General features: G+C 60.0%; 10 protein-coding genes, 1 other RNA gene and 2 pseudogenes. All 13 read right to left on the reverse strand.

Going from position 1 to position 17,670, the window contains the following annotated elements:
• Positions 1 to 8: 8 nt before the first annotated feature.
• The gene (gene bcsD, locus K5R89_RS14570; RefSeq protein ID WP_004204979.1) at positions 9 to 485 is read right to left on the reverse strand and encodes a cellulose biosynthesis protein BcsD; all 477 of its coding nucleotides are present in this window, start codon (positions 483 to 485) and stop codon (positions 9 to 11) included.
• On the reverse strand, positions 485 to 4,537 hold the full coding sequence (locus tag K5R89_RS14575) for a cellulose biosynthesis protein BcsC (RefSeq protein WP_217220274.1): 4,053 nt from the start codon (positions 4,535 to 4,537) through the stop codon (positions 485 to 487). The genes bcsD and K5R89_RS14575 overlap by 1 nt, the downstream gene beginning before the upstream one ends.
• Entirely contained in the window at positions 4,534 to 6,963 is a 2,430-nt protein-coding gene (bcsB, locus tag K5R89_RS14580; protein ID WP_065812604.1) for a cellulose biosynthesis cyclic di-GMP-binding regulatory protein BcsB, read from the reverse strand. Before bcsB ends, K5R89_RS14575 begins: the two co-directional genes overlap by 4 nt.
• Positions 6,960 to 9,071, reverse strand: coding sequence for a UDP-forming cellulose synthase catalytic subunit (gene bcsA / locus K5R89_RS14585; protein WP_217220276.1), 2,112 nt, complete (start codon positions 9,069 to 9,071; stop codon positions 6,960 to 6,962). Before bcsA ends, bcsB begins: the two co-directional genes overlap by 4 nt.
• A 19-nt stretch (positions 9,072 to 9,090) precedes the next feature.
• Positions 9,091 to 9,883, reverse strand: a pseudogene (locus K5R89_RS14590) (cellulose synthase operon protein YhjQ/BcsQ).
• A gap of 1 nt (position 9,884) precedes the next feature.
• Positions 9,885 to 10,415, reverse strand: a complete 531-nt coding sequence (locus K5R89_RS14595) for a cellulose biosynthesis protein BcsO (RefSeq protein ID WP_217220277.1) — start codon at positions 10,413 to 10,415, stop codon at positions 9,885 to 9,887.
• 316 nt (positions 10,416 to 10,731) lie between these two features.
• Positions 10,732 to 10,911, reverse strand: a pseudogene (locus K5R89_RS14600) (hypothetical protein).
• Positions 10,912 to 10,929: 18 nt separating this feature from the next.
• Complete coding sequence (gene dppF, locus K5R89_RS14605) at positions 10,930 to 11,943, reverse strand: dipeptide ABC transporter ATP-binding subunit DppF (RefSeq protein ID WP_023291307.1); 1,014 nt, start codon at positions 11,941 to 11,943, stop codon at positions 10,930 to 10,932.
• On the reverse strand, positions 11,940 to 12,923 hold the full coding sequence (gene dppD, locus K5R89_RS14610; RefSeq protein ID WP_217259323.1) for a dipeptide ABC transporter ATP-binding protein: 984 nt from the start codon (positions 12,921 to 12,923) through the stop codon (positions 11,940 to 11,942). The genes dppF and dppD overlap by 4 nt, the downstream gene beginning before the upstream one ends.
• Positions 12,924 to 12,933: 10 nt before the next feature.
• Positions 12,934 to 13,836, reverse strand: a complete 903-nt coding sequence (gene dppC / locus K5R89_RS14615; RefSeq protein ID WP_032454328.1) for a dipeptide ABC transporter permease DppC — start codon at positions 13,834 to 13,836, stop codon at positions 12,934 to 12,936.
• A 9-nt stretch (positions 13,837 to 13,845) separates the two neighbouring features.
• On the reverse strand, positions 13,846 to 14,865 hold the full coding sequence (dppB, locus tag K5R89_RS14620) for a dipeptide ABC transporter permease DppB (protein ID WP_002921786.1): 1,020 nt from the start codon (positions 14,863 to 14,865) through the stop codon (positions 13,846 to 13,848).
• A 134-nt stretch (positions 14,866 to 14,999) separates the two neighbouring features.
• Entirely contained in the window at positions 15,000 to 16,607 is a 1,608-nt protein-coding gene (dppA, locus tag K5R89_RS14625) for a dipeptide ABC transporter periplasmic-binding protein DppA (protein ID WP_217259322.1), read from the reverse strand.
• 838 nt (positions 16,608 to 17,445) lie between these two features.
• Positions 17,446 to 17,578, reverse strand: a non-coding RNA gene (locus tag K5R89_RS14630) — RtT sRNA.
• Positions 17,579 to 17,670: the final 92 nt, after the last annotated feature.

Consider the following 17,670-nt stretch of genomic DNA (forward strand, 5'->3'; position numbering starts at 1 on the left):
TTCACTCTTTATGGATGGTAGTAAAGAAACTGAACGTCAGAGACGGAGAACACCCGCTCACGCTGCAATATCACGTGAGCACTGCCTCCCTGACTCTGCAGCCAGCGAGAATATAACCCCTCGAGTATGGCACAGAACGCGTTGCACCAGCGCACGCGCCCCGCGTCGTCGCGGCTGACCGGCAACGCCTGATGGCGCAGGCGCAGGCCGTCCTCGCCGACGTCGATGGTCACCACCCCCCAGTGGAAATGGGTCAGCAGCCGGTTGATATTCGCCTCCAGCTCCCCCACGGTCTCCGACGCCGGCAGCGGATGGGTCTCCGCCAGCGAGGCGCCCATCTGACGCAGGAAAGGCTGGCTCTCCAGCTCGCCGGCATTATTGAGCATACCTTCGACCATAATAATCAACAGATCGAACCATCCGGCAGGCGTCTGCTGCTGCTGAAACCAGGTCATCACCACCGGGTTATTGTTCTCCGTCATCATCAATGATCTCCTAACATATAGCGAATATAGAGCCCGGCGGTGCTTTCGTTATAATCCCCGAAGGTGTCATAGCCAATCTGGCCCCCCAGCGTCATCTGTTTGTTGACCTTGTAATCCGCCCCGGCGCGCAGGGTATAGCCGATGCCGCTCTTCGAGGTCGCGGAATAGTAGGCTTCCTTGGCAAACCCGTTGCTTACCGCCGTCTCCAGGGTTTGCTGCCACTCCGAATTGGTCGGGAAATAGGCGCTCTTATCCTGGCTGTAAGACTGGTAGCCCACCGAGCCGCCGAGCTTCATGGTCCAGTTATCATATTTCTCCGTCAGACTGACCGGCAGCGACACGCTGACGTAGTTTTGCGGACTAAAGTAGCCCCCCTGGCCATAGGTGAAGTAGCTGAGGTTTTTGGAGTAATCCATATAGCTCATGCTCAACCCGGCCTGCAGCTGGCGGTATTCGTCATGATAGGGCCGCAGATAGACCCCGGCATTGGCATTGATGCTGGTGTTGCTGGCGACGTTCTGTCCGAGATAGCTGTATCCGCCGCCGCCAACGTAGAAGCCCGCATCGCCGTCGTCATAGCTCAGCTGCAGGGTGCCGCCGTTTTTCGTCACCTGCCCCCAGTTTTTCCCGGAATAGGCATCCTTCAGACCGACATAAGAAAGCAGGCTGTCGGTCAGCGAGCGGCGTTCGCCGGTGAGGATCAGCGACAGATAGTTGGTCAGCTTGGGCGACCATTTCACCCCGCCGACAACGGTATTAAGATCCTGGCCCAGCGGCGTGCTGCCGATATCGACCCGGTAATCGTCGCCGCTTAGCGCCAGCGCCAGTTCGACGCCGTTGGCCTTCTGCGAATCGGTCGAGCCGCTGGTCTGGTCAACGTTCGGCTTGCGGCTGGACGAGGAGAGATAGCTGGCCACCTGCCCCGAATCATAGCTCCCGAGCTTGGCCAGGTTTTCCATCCCGCTGATGGTGGTCGGATTGAAATCCGCCGCGTTCAGGGTGCCGAGGCCGCTTAACGCCTCAGCGCCCGGATTGCTGGCAAAATAGGCCGTCCGCTCCGCCTCGGTCATCGCGGCGATCGCCGCCTGCTCGCTGGTGGCGGTACTCACCATATTGGAGACCGCATTGGCCAGCGGGTTGGCGCCGTAGCGACGCCAGGCGTCGCCGCTGGCGGTCCCGGCGTTTAACGACACCGGGGTGACGGTAAAGTCAAAGCGCGAGTCGCCAAACGGCGAGGAGGACCAGGTCAGCGGCGTTCTGAGCTCCGTCAGCTTGCTGGTGCCCGATTCGCCGTCGCGTCCGCGCACGTCCATTCCCCCCTGCAGCCAGCTGCCGGTTTTCTCCTGCAGCGACTCCATCATGGTGTCCACCTGGCGCAGCATCCGCGTCTGGGCGGTGTCCACCGGCAAATCGGTGCGCTGGATCCCCGGCAGCGAGGAGCCGGGCGCGGCGGCCGACTGGGCGACCTGCCACGGCATATACTGGCCGTAGGCGGAGGCCGTCCGCGTCGGCGCCGACGTTTGCGACACGCCGATAAAGGGGTTATCCGCCGCCAGCACCCCGCCGACGGTCGGCGTTTCGCTGCTGTTGGTGCTTTGCATGCCCAGCAGTTTGCCGCGGGCGCTGCGCAGGTAGGTCATCGCCTGCTGATGATGACCCTGGGCCTCCGCCACTCTCGCCAGCAGCAGCAGGCGATCCGGGGAGTTATCCTGACGCAAGCCGCCGGCCAGCTGTTCAGCGCGATCGTTGTTCCCCGCCGACAGCGCCACGTCGATGGCCCCGGCGCGCGCATCCTGGTTCGGCGTATCGCGCGTCATCAGGTAGTCATAGACCACCCCGGCCTCTTTGTTCATTTTGCCGCTCTGGTACAGCCGCGCCATGGCGAACATCAGATCGGTGTTTTGCGGATCGCTTTGCATGGCGCGGATCAGCTTGTCATACGCCGCGGCGTAATTGCCCTGCTCGCGCAGGCGATCGGCCTCGTTGATCACATAGCCATTGCGAATGCTCGCCAGCTGCGTCGGCGTACTGCTGGCCTGCAGCTGCGGATTGCTGATCAGGTTCTGCGCCTCGCCGGTCAGCCCGGCCTGGTTCAGGACGGCGATCTGATCGGCGTAATCGCCGGCGTTGCCGGACACCCCGCCGCTGATATTGTTGCGCACCAGCGATACCGCGGTGGTCAGGTCGCCGCTCTCGGCCAGCAGCCGCGCCAGCTTGCCGGCGTCCGCCGGGGCTTTCGGCGGCGTAGAGGCCATCGCCCGCAGGGTATTGCTGGCGGCGATGGTATTGCCCTGCGCCAGGTAGTTTTCGGCCGTCACCAGCTGCAGGTTGTAGTTCACCCGCTGACGTAAATCGCGCATGTCGCTGGTCTGGCTGCCGCCGGGAATGCGCGACAGCAGCGTCTGCGCCTGCTGCCAGGCGCCGTTTTCGCTGGCGAACAGCGCGGCGGCATACAGCGCGCTGTTGCTGGCGCCGGGGCGATAGGCCGCCGACATCAGCGAAGAGGCCTCGCTGGTGTTACCCGATTTTTGCAGCAGTCGGGCCAGATCGAGACGCAGCCAGGGATCGTCCGGATAGCGGGCGACGCCCTGGCGCAGGGTGGCAATGGCGCCGGCTGGGTTACCGCTGCTGACCTGCGCCTGGGCCTGACGGCGCAGGGCGTCGCCCGGGACGCCGGCCACCACTCGCGGCTGCAGTTTTTGCTGCAGACTCTGCGGCAGCGTCTGCAGCATCGCCTGCGCCTCGGCGGATTTATTCTGCTCGCGCAGCACGTAGTAGAGGTTTTCCCGCGCCGCCGCATTCTGCGGATCGTCGTTTAACAGTGAGCGCAGCGTTTGCTCGGCCTGGGGTAAATCTTTGTTATGCCGCAGCACATCGGCGCGAAACAGCTTCGCCGAGGCGCCCCGCGCCCCGCTCTGCTGCGCCAGCGGCGCGGAGAGCGCCAGCGCCTGGCTGATATTGCCCTGCTTATAGGCCTGCTGGGCCTGCGCCAGCTGGCCGTAGAACAAGGCATCGGCCGCCTGCTGACGGCGGGTCGCCGAGGCGTCGCCGCCGAGATCCGCCGCCCGGCTCAGATATTGTGACGCGGCCTGGTAGTCGCCGCTGCGCTGGGCGATATAGCCCATGCCCGCCAGCGCATCGGCATCCTGCGGGTTGGTCTGCAATACCTCTTCAAACTGCTGTTTCGCGGCAGCGGTATTGCCGCTGTTGAGATTGGCGTAGCCCTGGCCGCGCGCCTGACCGCTGCGCCGTTCACGAAAGTAATTCTGAACTTCGCTATCCTGCGGATGCCGCTGCATCCAGGTATCGTAATACTGCTCATCCCCGGCCTGCGGGCCCAGCCAGAGCAAGGCCTGACGCAAGCCGCTGTCCGCCTCTTTATTGCCGCTGGCCATCGGTTCGAGCAGGGCGATCCCTTCCCGACGGGTCTCTTCCCGCCAGGTTAACGCTTTGCCCAGCGCCACCCGCGGGGCGTTCTCCTGCGGATGCTGCGCCACGTACTGCCGCAGTTCGCTGATGGCCTGCGGATAAAGCGATTTGTCGCTGGCCATGGTCAGGTAATATTCCGCCGCCAGCCCGGCGGGCGGCGTATTGCCATTGAACATGCTGCGCCAGGTCGCCAGCGCCCCGGGGATATTGCCGCCGCGCGCCTGCTGGCGGGCCAGGCTGAGCTGGCCCTGCGGCACCTGCGACATCTTTTTGGCGTTGTCCAGATCCTGCAGGCCCGGGCTATCCGGCGCCGCTTTCGCCAGCCGCGCGCGCCACTGCGCCGCCGCCTGCATATCGCCGCCCTGCTGCGACCAGAGCGCCATCAGATACAGCGCCTGGGTGTTGTTGGCATCCACCGAGAGCACCTTCTGCAGGGACTCCATCGCCAGCTCGTCATGGGATTTCTCATGCCAATAGTTGGCCTGGGCGAACAGCGCCTGCAGCGCCGCGTCGTTACCCGCCGCCAGCGCGCCGCCAGAGGCGCCGAGAGCCAGGGCGCCGGTGAGGCAGAATGTGGTGAGCCGCCGGGAGCTTTTCATCGTTATCGTTATCTTTCTTTTCATTGGTTATCCCCCGAACCCAGACGCTTACGGGCGTGACGTTTAAACATCGCGGTCAGCGCCAGTCCCATTATCGAGGTGGCAATCAGCCCCAGCAGGGCGAGGAAACCGGAGTGCTGGCTGGCATACCAGACCGCCATCATGTACCACGGCATCTGACCGCTGGGGAACGGCGTACTCACCTGGAAACTGCGCACCCCGTTATCGCTGGTGATCACCGCGGTATCGCCACGGATCCCGGCGTTGATGCGCGGTGAGTCCAGATCGTTTTTCAGTCGCGCCAGCTGATCATCATTGCTGGCCATCGCCACCACCACCAGCCGGGCGGGGTTCCACGGCGAACGATAGCTGATAAACCCGCGCCAGGCGCTGCTGGACGAGAAGTAGCGATCGGCGTCGAGGCTGGCGGAGGTCCAGTCGCCGGTGAGCCGGCGCTGCGCTTTTTGCCACAGATCGGGCTCGCGGACGCTCAGCACATTATCCACCGGGCGGTAGGGTGAATCGGCCAGCAGGCTCTGGTTGAAGGCCTGCTGATCGAGAGCGGTGACCGCCAGCACGTCACGTTCGCGCAGCGACTGCAAATCCCCGCCGCCGTTGGGCATCCCGAGAACGACGCGGTTATTCGCCAGCGCGGTGCCGGTCGCATTCCCGGAGCGCGCGGCCAGATTCAGCAGGGTCGCCACCTGGGTCTCAGACGGTTCCGCCGGCAGCAGGAGCGTCGTTTGCGAATAGTCCGCCAGCCGCGAGAAGGGGAACGAGGCGCCGACGAAATAGGAGAGGTTTGGCAGCAGCGAGAAGTGTCGCGTCTTGCTCAAATCAATCCAGGAGTCGTCAGTGATGCGGCTCTTGATATTGTTATTCAGCAGCACCTGGCACGGAACATCGTCCTTCGGCACCACATTGAAGTACATCGACAGCTGGTTATCGCCGTAGATCAGGTAGGGGGCCAGCGGGATGGTAAAGCGCTCCTGGCGCGCATCCCCGCCGAGGTGGCGCCAGACTTTCTCCAGCGGCCCCTGCTTGTTCATCGGCAGGTTGTTGAGGAAGGTGCCATTGAGCGTGACGCTCAGCAGGGACTTATCCTCATTGATCCAGTTTTCCGACGGGAAGCGGTAGCCAACCTGCAGCGGGATCGTCTCGCCATCCCACAGATAGAGGTCCGGGGCGGCGCGGAAGGCGATACGTAAAGGTTCATGCCAGACGCCGCTGACGGTCGGGCTTTGATCCTTACGCAGCAGTTCGCTGAGCCTGACCGGACGATCGGTGGGGATCCAGCGCGGGGCATCATACGCTTTGCCAACCGGGATAGTCTGCGGCTCGACATCCAGCGTCGCGGTTTGCGGCGCAAAGTTGCCGCGGGTTAACCGCCAGGCTGCCATGCGCAGCGCGGTATCGTTTTTGCCGACGATCAACAGCAGTTTATAGGCCGGATTGGCGGGATTGGCGATGATGCGCAGCAGCGGCTTATCGGTTTCCGGCAGCGTCATACCGCCCACCTGCTCGCCCGGATGGCCAATCACGATGCCATGGCGTTCCGGCAGGCGGTCGCGCAGCGCGCTGAAGGCGATGCCGCGATAGTCCGCCTGGATACCCAGCCAGGAGGAGACCAGCGCCGCGGCGCTGAAGACGTCGGCCGACGGCTTCGCTCCATAGGAAACGGCGATGTCCGCCGGCGTCATCTGCATGCTGTCGAAGAAGGGACGCGGGAAGTGGCTCAGGTCGTCGCTGATGTTCAACTGCTGGCTTTCCCAGCTGAAATGCGACGTGGGCAGCACCGTGACCCGCGACGAATCATGAATGTCACGCTGGCACTGCAGGGTATCGCCATCGTTGATCTTCACGCTCAGATTATTGCTGGAGACCATCAGCGCGGGCGGGATATCCAGCTGATAATGGGAGACATCCTCGCCATCGGCGCCCAACGGCAGGGTGCCGAGCGGTTGCCCGTTGAGCATCAGCTGCAGGGTGGCGTTGCGGCTCGCCATTTCCGGCGATACGCGAACGGCAAGGCTGAGCTGCGAATGGATCACCACCTGATCGGAAGGCAGGGTAAAGCTGACGCCCCCCTGCCGCTGACCGCCGCTGAGGATAATGCCGTCCGGCATCCCCATCTGCGCCAGATTCAGGTCGCCTCCCCAGACCGGGGCGACAGGAATGACCTCCGGCGCGGCCGTACCGCTCACCGGCGGGGGTAAGTCCGGCATCTCCGGCGCAGGGGCCGTCGCCGCCGCATCGCCGTCGGTGGCGGGGGCTGCCGGAGAGGCGCCCTCCTCCGGCGAGGCAGCCGGGGGTTCGTCGCCTGGCTCGCTGTCCGCCGCGCCGTTGAGCTGCGGGAAGCTCAGCGGGGCGGCGGCGCCCGGTTCTTCACTGTGCAGCGCAGGCGCAGAGAGCATCCCTGCCAGCAGCGCCAGCGTCGTTAATCGCTTCATAACGTGCCATCCTCCTGCGCCGTTTTCGCCACTGTTGCCCGATTGCGCTGGCTGCGACGGGTTTTCCACGTCAGCCAGAACAGTTCGAACACGCAGCGTAAAATGGTGAAGAAGGAGCGGAACGGGTTATCCTGCGGGCGCGGCGGATTAATCCAGGCATCCGCGCGGGCCAGCACCACGCGCACCAGTTCACGCCGGCGCGAAAGCGGAATATCTTCATCAAACTTGAGGCGCAGGAAGCGCTCGTCAGAGGTGACCAGCTGCGCCGGGATCGAAATAGCCCCGGACTGCAGGATCAGCTCAATCTCTTCGATATCATCCTCCAGATGGCGCGTATCCGGCGCCACCACGCGGCAGCCGCCCATCGACAGATCCTCGGTATGGCTGCGGGAAACGATGCCGCTGGCGTAATGGATCACCACCGGAATATCGACATCGATACGAATGGTTTTGCGCACCTGCCGCGTTTCGCGCGCTACGGCAATCGCCGCCAGCAGGAAGATCAGACTGTAGATCCCCCATCCGACGTTGAGGGCGATAACGTTGGGGTCCGAGCCAAAGTAGTCATGGCCAATCGCCCGGACGATGCCGACGATCACCCCCAGCGCCAGCAGGCAGGCCACCACCAGATGCGGGCGCACCACGGTGAAATCGAAGTACCCGACGTCCAGCAGGCCGCCCTTATCGGTGACGTTGAATTTGCCGCGCTTGGGGAAAATCATCGTCACCAGGGTCGGCAGCACCAGGTGGAAAGCCAGCACAATATCGTAGATTTCCCCCCAGAAGCTGTAGCGATAGCGGCCGTTCATTCGCGAACCGACGTAGATGGCGAGAAACAGGTGCGGCAGCGCATAAGAGACGATCAGGCTCGCTGATGAGTAAATAATATTGAGGTTAAACAGCAGGTAAGCCAGCGGGGCGGTGACAAACACCACCCTCGGAAGCGCGAACTGGTAGTAGAGCATGGCGCTGAGATAGCACAAGCGCTGCTGGAAGGTCAGCCCACGGCCAAACAGCGGGTTATCGACGCGAAAAATCTGCGTCATCCCGCGCGCCCAGCGGGTACGCTGGATAACGTGCACCACCAGGCGCTCGGTGGCGAGGCCAGCCGCCAGCGGAATATCGAGAAAGGCCGATTTCCACCCAAGGCGCTGGAACTTGAGCGCCGTATGGGCGTCCTCGGTGACCGTTTCGACGGCGAAACCGCCGATCTGCGCCAGCGCCTCGCGGCGGATCACCGCGCAGGAGCCGCAGAAAAAGGTGGCGTTCCAGTTATCGTTACCCTGCTGAATCGGGCCATAGAACAGCATCCCTTCGTTCGGGATATTGCGCCCGACGGAGAGGTTGCGCTCGAACGGATCCGGGGAATAGAAGTAGTGCGGCGTCTGCACCAGCGCCAGCATCGGATCTTTCAGAAAGCCGCCGACGGTGGCCTGCAGAAACACGCGCGTGGCGACGTGGTCGCAGTCGAAGACGCAGATAAGCTCTCCCTGGGTCAGGGTCAGCGCGTGGTTGAGGTTCCCCGCTTTGGCGTGCTTGTTGTCGTTGCGGGTGATGTAGCCCACCCCGACGTCGGCGGCGAACACGGCAAACTCGCTGCGCTTACCGTCATCCAGAAGATAGATTTTCATTTTATCTTTTGGATAATCAATACATTGTGCCGCGAGGACGGTGTCACGCACCACCTCCAGCGGTTCGTTATAGCTCGGAATATAGATATCGACCGTCGGCCACTTGCTCATATCATCCGGCAGCGGAACAATGCCGCGCTTCAGCGGCCAGACCGTCTGCAGATAGTTAAGCAGCAGCATCACCCAGATATAGACTTCCGCCAGAAAGAGCCCCATGCCGAGAATGGTTTCAATGGCTGAGTTGAAGTGCAGGGTCTGCGTGAGGCGAAAATACATGTAACGGGTGGACATCAGCAGCGAAGCGACGACCATAATCACCGAGATGCTGCTCCGTTTGCTGAAACCCATCAGAAACAGAATACCAATGCTCAGCAGACCAAAGATGTACTGCTTCTGGCTGTCCATCGGCGTGATCACTACCAGCACGGCGACCGGAGAGAGCACCAGCGCCAGCAACCAAAAAAGAGATTTTTTCATTCAGCAGCCCTGCAATAAGTTAAAGCCCTGACATGCGTGGCTGGCTGTGCACCGTGCCATCGCCAATATGGATACCCAACAGCGAAGATATTTTTTTAGCAATAATTTCAATATCGAAGGCCGCTGCCGAGGAGGCGTTAAAGTCCAGAATCGACTTCTGCGACGCATTGGCCTCCACCACGCTTTCATCACGATGGACAATGCCAAGCAGTCGTTCGCCCAGTTTTTCTTCCATCAGGCTGGTGACGTCCCGGCTGACCTGGCGACGGCTATCGCTTTGGTTAATGACGAAATAGTGCCCATGCTTGTCATTCAGCGCCGCGCCGGTCAGGCGCTGTTTTTCCACGTGCGCCAGGGTCGACATCGAGGCGGTATCCGCCAGCAGCGGGATCAGATGCAGGTCCGCCAGACCCGTCAGCGCCTTTAGCGCCGGCGAAGGCCCTGGCGGCATATCGGCGATGGTGATCAGCCCGGGATAATTCAGCAGCGCGGAGAGACCGCGCTGGAGAAAATGGTCGTTGTGAGTCAGTTGCTCATCAAACGCCTGACGCTGCGCTTCGCTCACTTCGCCATACGGCAGGACGAAAATATTGCTGCCGGCGCTCAGCACGCACTGGCTCCAGTCGTGCATTTCCAGCGCCTTCGCCACGTAGCCGCGCTCATCGTTCAGCGGCACGCCAAAATGCAAACGCAGGGCGTTCTGGACGTCAAAATCCAGCGCCAGAACTTTGCTGCCGGTCCGCGCCAGCGCATAGGCTAAATTGGCCGCCAGGGTCGTTTTCCCTACGCCACCTTTCGGTGAACAGACGCAAATCAACGGCATGTTGCGATCCTTTCCAGAAGTGATTTCAAAGGCTGGTCTTTATTTTTCGTCACCGGCTCTGCGCTTTTCGCCGCGAACAGATGGGCATAGTTCTCGGCGGCGGGCGCGGGTCGGGGGGCCATTCTCGGCGGCGGAGCCATTGCCGGTTCAGGCGCCGGGATGGGAGGCGCAGGGGCCACCGCAGGCTCCTGCCTGACCGGCTCCGGCGCGGCTCCGGCGGTCTCCACGACCGGCTGCGGGGCCGCTGGCGCGGCAGACGCAACAGGATCAGAGGCTGGCGCCGCTGCTACGGCCGCCTCTACCTGGCGGAACAGATCCGCAGGCACCGACTGCGGCAACGGCGCGGAGACCGAGCCTCCCAGCGCCAGGGAAGAGGGTTTCTCTGCGCCGGGATTCAGCTGATTGAGGATCGCCCAGTCTCCATGCTCCCGCGTAGCGGCTTGCGATGAAAGATCCTGAAATTTGAGGTTTTGCGTCCGCGTTTTTTCCTGAAAGCGCTGCAGATCATCATAATGGTTCATTGATAACCTCATGATTTTAAAAATTTCATATTAAGTTTGTTGTTATTTTCTGGGTATATTTAAAATATCGTGACGTCTCTGGTATGGCAGAAAAAGCGCCGGTGGAGACGTACCAATACACACGATTGACAGGGTTATAATAGTTTAGATTTTGATTTTCGGTGTGATTCCACGGCAGAAGTATCGCTACACTAACATTTCCCTTTGAGAAGAATAGCCCCATTTTTTAGGTATGCGTACATCCTCAAGCCCCGCAACCACCGCGCTTCCCATTCGTTTTTATATAAAGGTATTTCGCGATGATAGAATCATAGCGTCAGATAAGCGAAAGAATAAACCTGAACCATTTTAATTTCTCTTTAATTCTATAAAAATGGACTGAAAGTCTTATTTTTTCGGATAATCGACGAAGAATGCTCCGAGAGCGTGGCATTCACTGCGATAAAAGGCGATATCGTCGGATTTCATCTCCGGCGGGAGAGAAGCTCCCGGTCATCGGACCGGGAGCGTGCCATCAGGCGTGGGGCTTTTGCGGATTCTCATCCTGGTCGACGGCAAAGCAGGCCACCAGCTGGCCGCCGTAATCCTTCAGCTGCGGCTGAAGCTGGGTGCAAGGGCCGAAGCGCCGGCGGCAGCGCGCGTTGAAGGCGCAGCCCGGCGGCGGATTCAGCGGGCTCGGCAGCTCGCCGGTCAGCTTAATCCGCTCGCGACGATCGTCCGGGTTCAGACGCGGCGTCGCCGACAACAGCGCCTGGGTGTATGGATGACGCGGATTGTTAAAGATCTGCTCCTTGGTGCCCTTCTCCACGCAGCGGCCGAGATACATCACCATCACTTCATCAGCGATATGCTCGACGACCGACAGGTCGTGGGAGATAAACACGTAGGACAGTCCTAAATCCTGCTGCAGATCCATCATCAGGTTCAGCACCTGAGCGCGTACCGAAACGTCCAGCGCGGAGACCGGCTCATCGGCAATCACCACGTCCGGATCGAGCATCAGCCCGCGGGCAATGGCGATACGCTGGCGCTGACCGCCGGAGAACATATGCGGATAGCGATCGTAATGCTCTGTTTTCAGGCCCACTTTCGCCATCATCGCCAGCGCTTTTTCGCGGCGCTGCTCTTTGCTCAGGCTGCTGTTAATCAGCAGCGGCTCTTCCAGAATCTGCCCCACTTTTTTACGCGGGTTCAGAGAACCGTAGGGGTTCTGGAACACAATCTGGATTTTTTGCCGCCGCAGCTTCTGCGCCTGCGGGTCGTGCTTAAGCAGATCCTGCCCCTGATAATAGAGCTCGCCGCCGGTGGGAATTTCAATCATCGTCAGCAGACGACCGAGGGTCGATTTACCGCAGCCCGACTCCCCCACCACCGCCAGCGTTTTACCGCGCTCAAGGGTAAAGGAGACGCCGTCCAGCGCCTTCACCAGCCGTTCCGGGGCGAATAACCCCTTCTTCACCGGGTAGTGTTTTTTCAGATCAATGGCCTGCAACAGCGGTTGTGGCGTGGCGGCCTTTTGCGTACTCATAATCCAGGCCTCCCGGCATCATCGAGTGGGTAGTGACATTTAGACTGGCGGCCGCCAGTGAGATCCGCGAGCGCCGGCTCTTCGCTACGACATTTATCCGTAGCATAGGGGCAGCGCGGGTTCAGCAGGCAGCCGTTGGGACGGTCATATTTCCCCGGCACCACGCCCGGCAGCGACGCCAGACGCGCTTTATCCTGGGCGAACTCCGGCAGCGCGCGCAGCAGCGCCTGGGTGTATGGATGGCGCGGCGCGCGGAAAATATCCTTCGCATCGCCAGTCTCCACCACCTGACCGGCATACATAACGATAATTTTATGCGCGGCCTCGGCCACCAGCGCCAGGTCGTGGGTGATCAGCACCAGCGCCATATTCTCCTGCTGCTGCAGATCCAGCAGCAGCTCGATGATCTGCGCCTGAATGGTCACGTCCAGCGCGGTGGTCGGTTCATCGGCAATCAGCAGTTTTGGCCGACAGGCGATGGCCATCGCGATCATCACGCGCTGGCTCATCCCGCCGGAAAGCTGATGCGGATAGACGTCCAGCCGCGACGCCGGATCGGGAATGCCCACCAGGTTCAGCAGGTCGATGGCCCGCTGGCGGCGGGTTTGCTTATTGCCGCCCTGATGGATTTTAATCGCTTCCATAATCTGGTAGCCGACGGTATAGCACGGATTGAGGCTGGTCATCGGATCCTGGAAGATCATCGCCACCTCCGCCCCCACCAGCTGGCGCCGCTCTTTTTCAGAGATGCGCTGCAGATCGCGGCCGTTAAACTCCAGTTTGTCCGCCATCACCCGGCCGGGGTAATCAATCAGGCCCATAATCGCCAGCGAGCTGACGGATTTACCGGATCCAGACTCCCCGACGATGCCGACCACTTCGCCCTGTTTCACGCTATAGCTGATGCGGTCCACGGCGCGGAACGGCGCGTTTTCATCGCCGAAATGCACCGATAATTTATCTACATTCAATAACGCCATCTCGAACCTCTTACTGCTTCAGTTTGGGATCGAGCGCGTCACGCAGACCGTCACCCATCAGGTTAAATGCCAGCACCGTCAGCAGGATCGCCACGCCCGGGAAGGTCACCACCCACCAGGCGCTCTGTGCGAACTGCAATACGTCGGAGAGCATGGTGCCCCACTCCGGCGTCGGCGGCTGCGCGCCCATGCCGAGGAACCCCAGCGCGGCCATGTCGAGAATGGCGTTAGAGAAGCCCAGCGACGCCTGAACGATCAGCGGCGCGAGACAGTTAGGCAGAATATTGACGAACATCTGGCGCATCGCCCCGGCGCCCGCCACGCGGGAGGCGGTCACGTAGTCGCGGTTGACCTCCACCAGCACCGCCGCGCGCGTCAGACGCACATAGTGCGGGAGCGCCACAAAGGTGAGCGCCAGCGAGGCGTTGACGATGGAGGGCCCGAAGATAGCCACCAGCACCAGCGCCAGCAGCAGACTCGGCAGCGCCAGCATAATATCGACGACGCGCATGATGATCGAGTCCACCACCCCGCCGAAATAGCCCGCCACCAGGCCGAGCACCACGCCGAGGATCAGCGACAGGACCACCACCAGGCAGCCCACCAGCAGCGACAGGCGCGCGCCATACATCAGGCGAGACAGAATATCGCGGCCCACGTCGTCGGTGCCGAGCAGATGCGCCAGGCTGCCGCCCTCCTGCCAGAACGGGGGCGCCAGCAGCGAATCACGGAACTGATCCGCCGGGTTATACGGGGCGAGGAAGTTGGCGAACACGGCGATAATGATCATCACCGCCACGTACACCAGACCAACCACCGCCCCTTTATTGCGCTTGAAATAGTGCCAGAACTCCTGCAGCGGGGTCATGGGCACCGGTGCAGCGATAACTTTATTTTCAGTAACTTGTGACATGATGGCCCCTTACTTCTTATGCCGGATACGCGGGTTCACCACGCCGTACAGCAGGTCGACCAGCAGGTTGACGAGGATAATCATCGTCGCCACCAGCAGCACCCCGCCCTGCACCACCGGATAATCGCGACGCTGCAGCGCGTCGATCAGCCAGCGGCCTAAACCAGGCCATGAGAAAATGGTTTCCGTCAGGATGGCGCCCGCCAGCAGCGTGCCCACCTGCAGGCCAATCACCGTGACCACCGGCAGCATCGCGTTACGCAGCGCGTGGATCACAATCACCCGCATCCGGGTCAGGCCTTTGGCGCGCGCGGTACGGATGTAGTCTTCGCCGAGCACTTCCAGCATCGACGACCGGGTCATACGCACGATCACCGCCAGCGGAATGGTGCCCAGCACGATGGCGGGCAGGATCATATGCATTAAGGCGTCAATAAAGTCGCCCTGCTCGCCCCAGATGGCGGTGTCGATCAGCATAAAGCCGGTCAGCGGCAGGGTATCGTCAAGGAACACCGTATCGCTGATGCGCCCGGAGACCGGCGTCAGGTTCAGCTGTACCGAAACCAGCATAATCAACATCATGCCCCACCAGAAAATAGGCATCGAGTAGCCGGTCAGCGCCAGGCCCACCGCGGTGTGGTCAAAGATGGAGCCGCGTTTTACCGCAGCCAGCACGCCCACCGGAATGCCGACGGCGACGGCGAAGATCATCGCGCAGACGCCCAGCTCAAGGGTGGCTTTAAAGCGTGGGACAAACTCCTGCCACACGGGAATGCGGCTTTTCAGCGAGATGCCTAAATCGCCGTGCAGCACGCCCCAGATATAGTGGGCATATTGCTGCCACAGCGGCTTATCAAGGCCCATTTCGGCCAGCAGCTGCGCGTGACGTTCGGGGGAAATACCACGTTCGCCCGCCATAATCATCACCGGATCGCCGGGGATCATATGGACGAAGGCAAAGGTGAGAAGGGTGATACCGATAAATGTCGGGATGACAAGTCCCAGACGTCGGAGAATAAACTGCAACATAACCCGGATTCTCTCTAGTGACGCCCCGCCTGGCGACAGGGCGTCTGTATTGCTCACAAAAGCATTCCCCGGAATAGCGGGAATACGCCCCCCACCTCTCCCACACGGGGAGAGGGGGTCAGGCATCGTGCTTATTATTCGACAGAGACGTTATCGAAGTGGTGTTTACCCAGCGGATCCACCACATAGCCTTTGACTTCTTTACGCACTGGCTCGTAAACGGTGGAGTGAGCGATGATCAGCGCCGGAGCCTGGTCATGCATCACTACCTGAGCCTGTTTGTACAGTTCAATACGCTTGTTGTGGTCGTCGGTGGCGCGGGCCGGCTGAATCAGATCTTCAAACGGCTTATAGCACCAGCGCGAGTAGTTGGAGCCGTCTTTCGCCGCGGCGCAGCTGAACAGGGTCGCGAAGAAGTTATCCGGATCCCCGTTGTCGCCGGTCCAGCCCATCATGACGGTCTGGTGCTCGCCCGCTTTCGCGCGTTTCAGATACTCGCCCCACTCGTAGGTGACGATCTTGGCCTGGACGCCAATCTTGGCCCAGTCGGCCTGGATCATCTCCGCCATACGGCGGGCGTTCGGGTTATACGGACGCTGTACCGGCATCGCCCACAGGTCGATAGTGAAGCCTTTTTCCAGGCCCGCTTCTTTCAGCAGCTGCTTCGCCTTCTCCGGATCGTAGGTGTAGTCTTTGACGTCGTCGTTATAGCCCCACATGGTCGGCGGGATCAGGTTCTTCGCCGCCTGGCCTGCGCCCTGGTAAACCGCTTTGATGATCGCTTCTTTGTTAACCGCGTAGGTCAGCGCCTGACGAACTTTCACATCGTCCAGCGGTTTCTTCTCGGTGTTGAAGGAGAGATAACCGACGTTCAGACCCGGCTGTTCCAGCAGGGTAATGTTTTTATCTTCCTTCATGCGCGCGATGTCCGCCGGGTTAGGATACGGCATCACCTGGCACTCATTTTTCTGCAGCTTGGCGTAGCGCACGGAGGCATCCGGGGTGATGGAGAAGACCAGACGATCGATCTTCGGCTTGGTGCCCCAGTAGCCCGGGAAGGCTTTATACAGAATGCGGGAATCTTTCTGGTACTGCAGCAGCTGGAATGGACCGGTACCGATAGGATTGAGGTCTACTTTTTCCGGCGTGCCGGCTTTCAGCATATTGTCGGCATACTCTTTAGAGAGAATGGAAGCGAAGTCCATGGCCAGGTCAGCGAGGAACGGCGCTTCCGGGCGGGTCAGGACGAACTGGACGGTTTTATCGTCCACTTTCTTCACTTCGCTAATCAGGTCTGGTAACCCCATCCCTTCAAAGTATTCATAGCTGCCGCCAGAAACTTTATGGTACGGGTTATTGGTATTCTTCTGTCGATCGAAGGAGAACACCACGTCATCGGCGTTCAGGTCACGGGTTGGTTTAAAGTCTTTATTATCCTGCCACTTCACGCCCTTACGCAGGTGGAAAGTATAGGTTTTTCCGTCCGCACTAACTTCCCATTTCTCAGCCAGTCCCGGAATAACTTCCGTCGTACCGGTTTTGAATTCGACCAGGCGGTTGTAGATGGGTACGGAACTGGCGTCATAGGTGGTGCCAGAGGTGAAGAGCTGTGGGTTAAAGCCTTCCGGCGAGCCTTCTGAACAATAAACCAGGGTTTTCGCTTGCACGCTGGCGGCGACGGTCATGGCGACCAGGCTCAGACCAAGCTTCAGCATCCCTGATTTCTTCAAGGAAATACTCATTATTCTGCTCCAAAACTGTGATGTTGTTTGCATATATCCGCCAGACCTTTATTTATTTTTATTCGTCATATTTCGAACCACGGATGCGTTGGCTGCGCTCGATTATCCCAGTCACATCGTTATCTATGTTCCTGGGGATTCGCAAACTTGCCGCCTTCCCGCAGCGCGAACTATTTAGAATATACCCGGTCCGGTCGGTGGTGCCCGAAGGCGTAGAGAGAGATGGGGATTCCTTTCGCAAAAACGACTGAGTTGCAGTACGGATTCTCCATGAAATGCCCCTCATGCCCTACAATCTGTCAACAGAATGGGGAAACGTCAATACAGCCAGCCGGGTTTTACATCCAGCGTGAGAAACGGCAGGCAAAGATTAAAAAAACTTCAAGACGCTATTTTCAGCAGAGAAATTTATGCTACAGGCGAATATGCAGAATAAAGACCTTATTAAGGTGCGACACCCAGTGGGAAACAATGCCAGCAAATGAGAAAAATTTCTTACTATGTGACCAATATGTGAGCGATTAATAGCGTGAACGTTAAAACGCACAGCGGAAAATGCTGCATTTAGCCATAAGCTTCGCGAAAAAAGATCTGTTCATCGATAAAAAAATGCAATGGAAGATGTCACAAAATAGCGAACAGCTGGCTGGAAATGGGGATAAAGACGTTTTTTGTGATTTTGATGGGGTTTTTGGCCTGTAGCGCGCTGATGATGCCCGGCGGCGCTGCGCTTGCGCGGGCCTACGGAACACAAGTCGAACCTCCTGCCCCCGGAGGTTCTCATCCTCACTGGCTACAGATGCAAAAAAGCCTGCTCAATGAGCAGGCTTTTTGAATTTGGTCGGTGATAGAGGATGACTCGCCACTACGTGGCTCGCCCTGCGGGCCGTTGCTGACGCAACGTTCTCTCGCTCCGCTCGAGTCGAACCTCCTGCCCCCGGAGGTTCTCATCCTCACTGGCTACAGATGCAAAAAAGCCTGCTCATTGAGCAGGCTTTTTGAATTTGGTCGGTGATAGAGGATGACTCGCCACTACGTGGCTCGCCCTGCGGGCCGTTGCTGA

This window comes from Klebsiella sp. TF21-TM (assembly GCF_019753495.1).
GTDB lineage: Bacteria > Pseudomonadota > Gammaproteobacteria > Enterobacterales > Enterobacteriaceae > Klebsiella > Klebsiella quasipneumoniae.

Excerpts from the sequence above, each read along its gene's own strand:
- K5R89_RS14595 (WP_217220277.1), bottom strand. The coding sequence starts at position 10,415 with ATGAACCATTATGATGATCTGCAGCGCTTTCAGGAAAAAACGCGGACG.
- dppD (WP_217259323.1), bottom strand. The coding sequence starts at position 12,923 with ATGGCGTTATTGAATGTAGATAAATTATCGGTGCATTTCGGCGATGAA.
- bcsA (WP_217220276.1), bottom strand. The coding sequence starts at position 9,071 with ATGAAAAAATCTCTTTTTTGGTTGCTGGCGCTGGTGCTCTCTCCGGTC.
- bcsD (WP_004204979.1), bottom strand. The coding sequence starts at position 485 with ATGATGACGGAGAACAATAACCCGGTGGTGATGACCTGGTTTCAGCAG.
- dppA (WP_217259322.1), bottom strand. The coding sequence starts at position 16,607 with ATGAGTATTTCCTTGAAGAAATCAGGGATGCTGAAGCTTGGTCTGAGC.
- bcsB (WP_065812604.1), bottom strand. The coding sequence starts at position 6,963 with ATGAAGCGATTAACGACGCTGGCGCTGCTGGCAGGGATGCTCTCTGCG.
- dppC (WP_032454328.1), bottom strand. The coding sequence starts at position 13,836 with ATGTCACAAGTTACTGAAAATAAAGTTATCGCTGCACCGGTGCCCATG.
- dppB (WP_002921786.1), bottom strand. The coding sequence starts at position 14,865 with ATGTTGCAGTTTATTCTCCGACGTCTGGGACTTGTCATCCCGACATTT.
- dppF (WP_023291307.1), bottom strand. The coding sequence starts at position 11,943 with ATGAGTACGCAAAAGGCCGCCACGCCACAACCGCTGTTGCAGGCCATT.
- K5R89_RS14575 (WP_217220274.1), bottom strand. The coding sequence starts at position 4,537 with ATGAAAAGAAAGATAACGATAACGATGAAAAGCTCCCGGCGGCTCACC.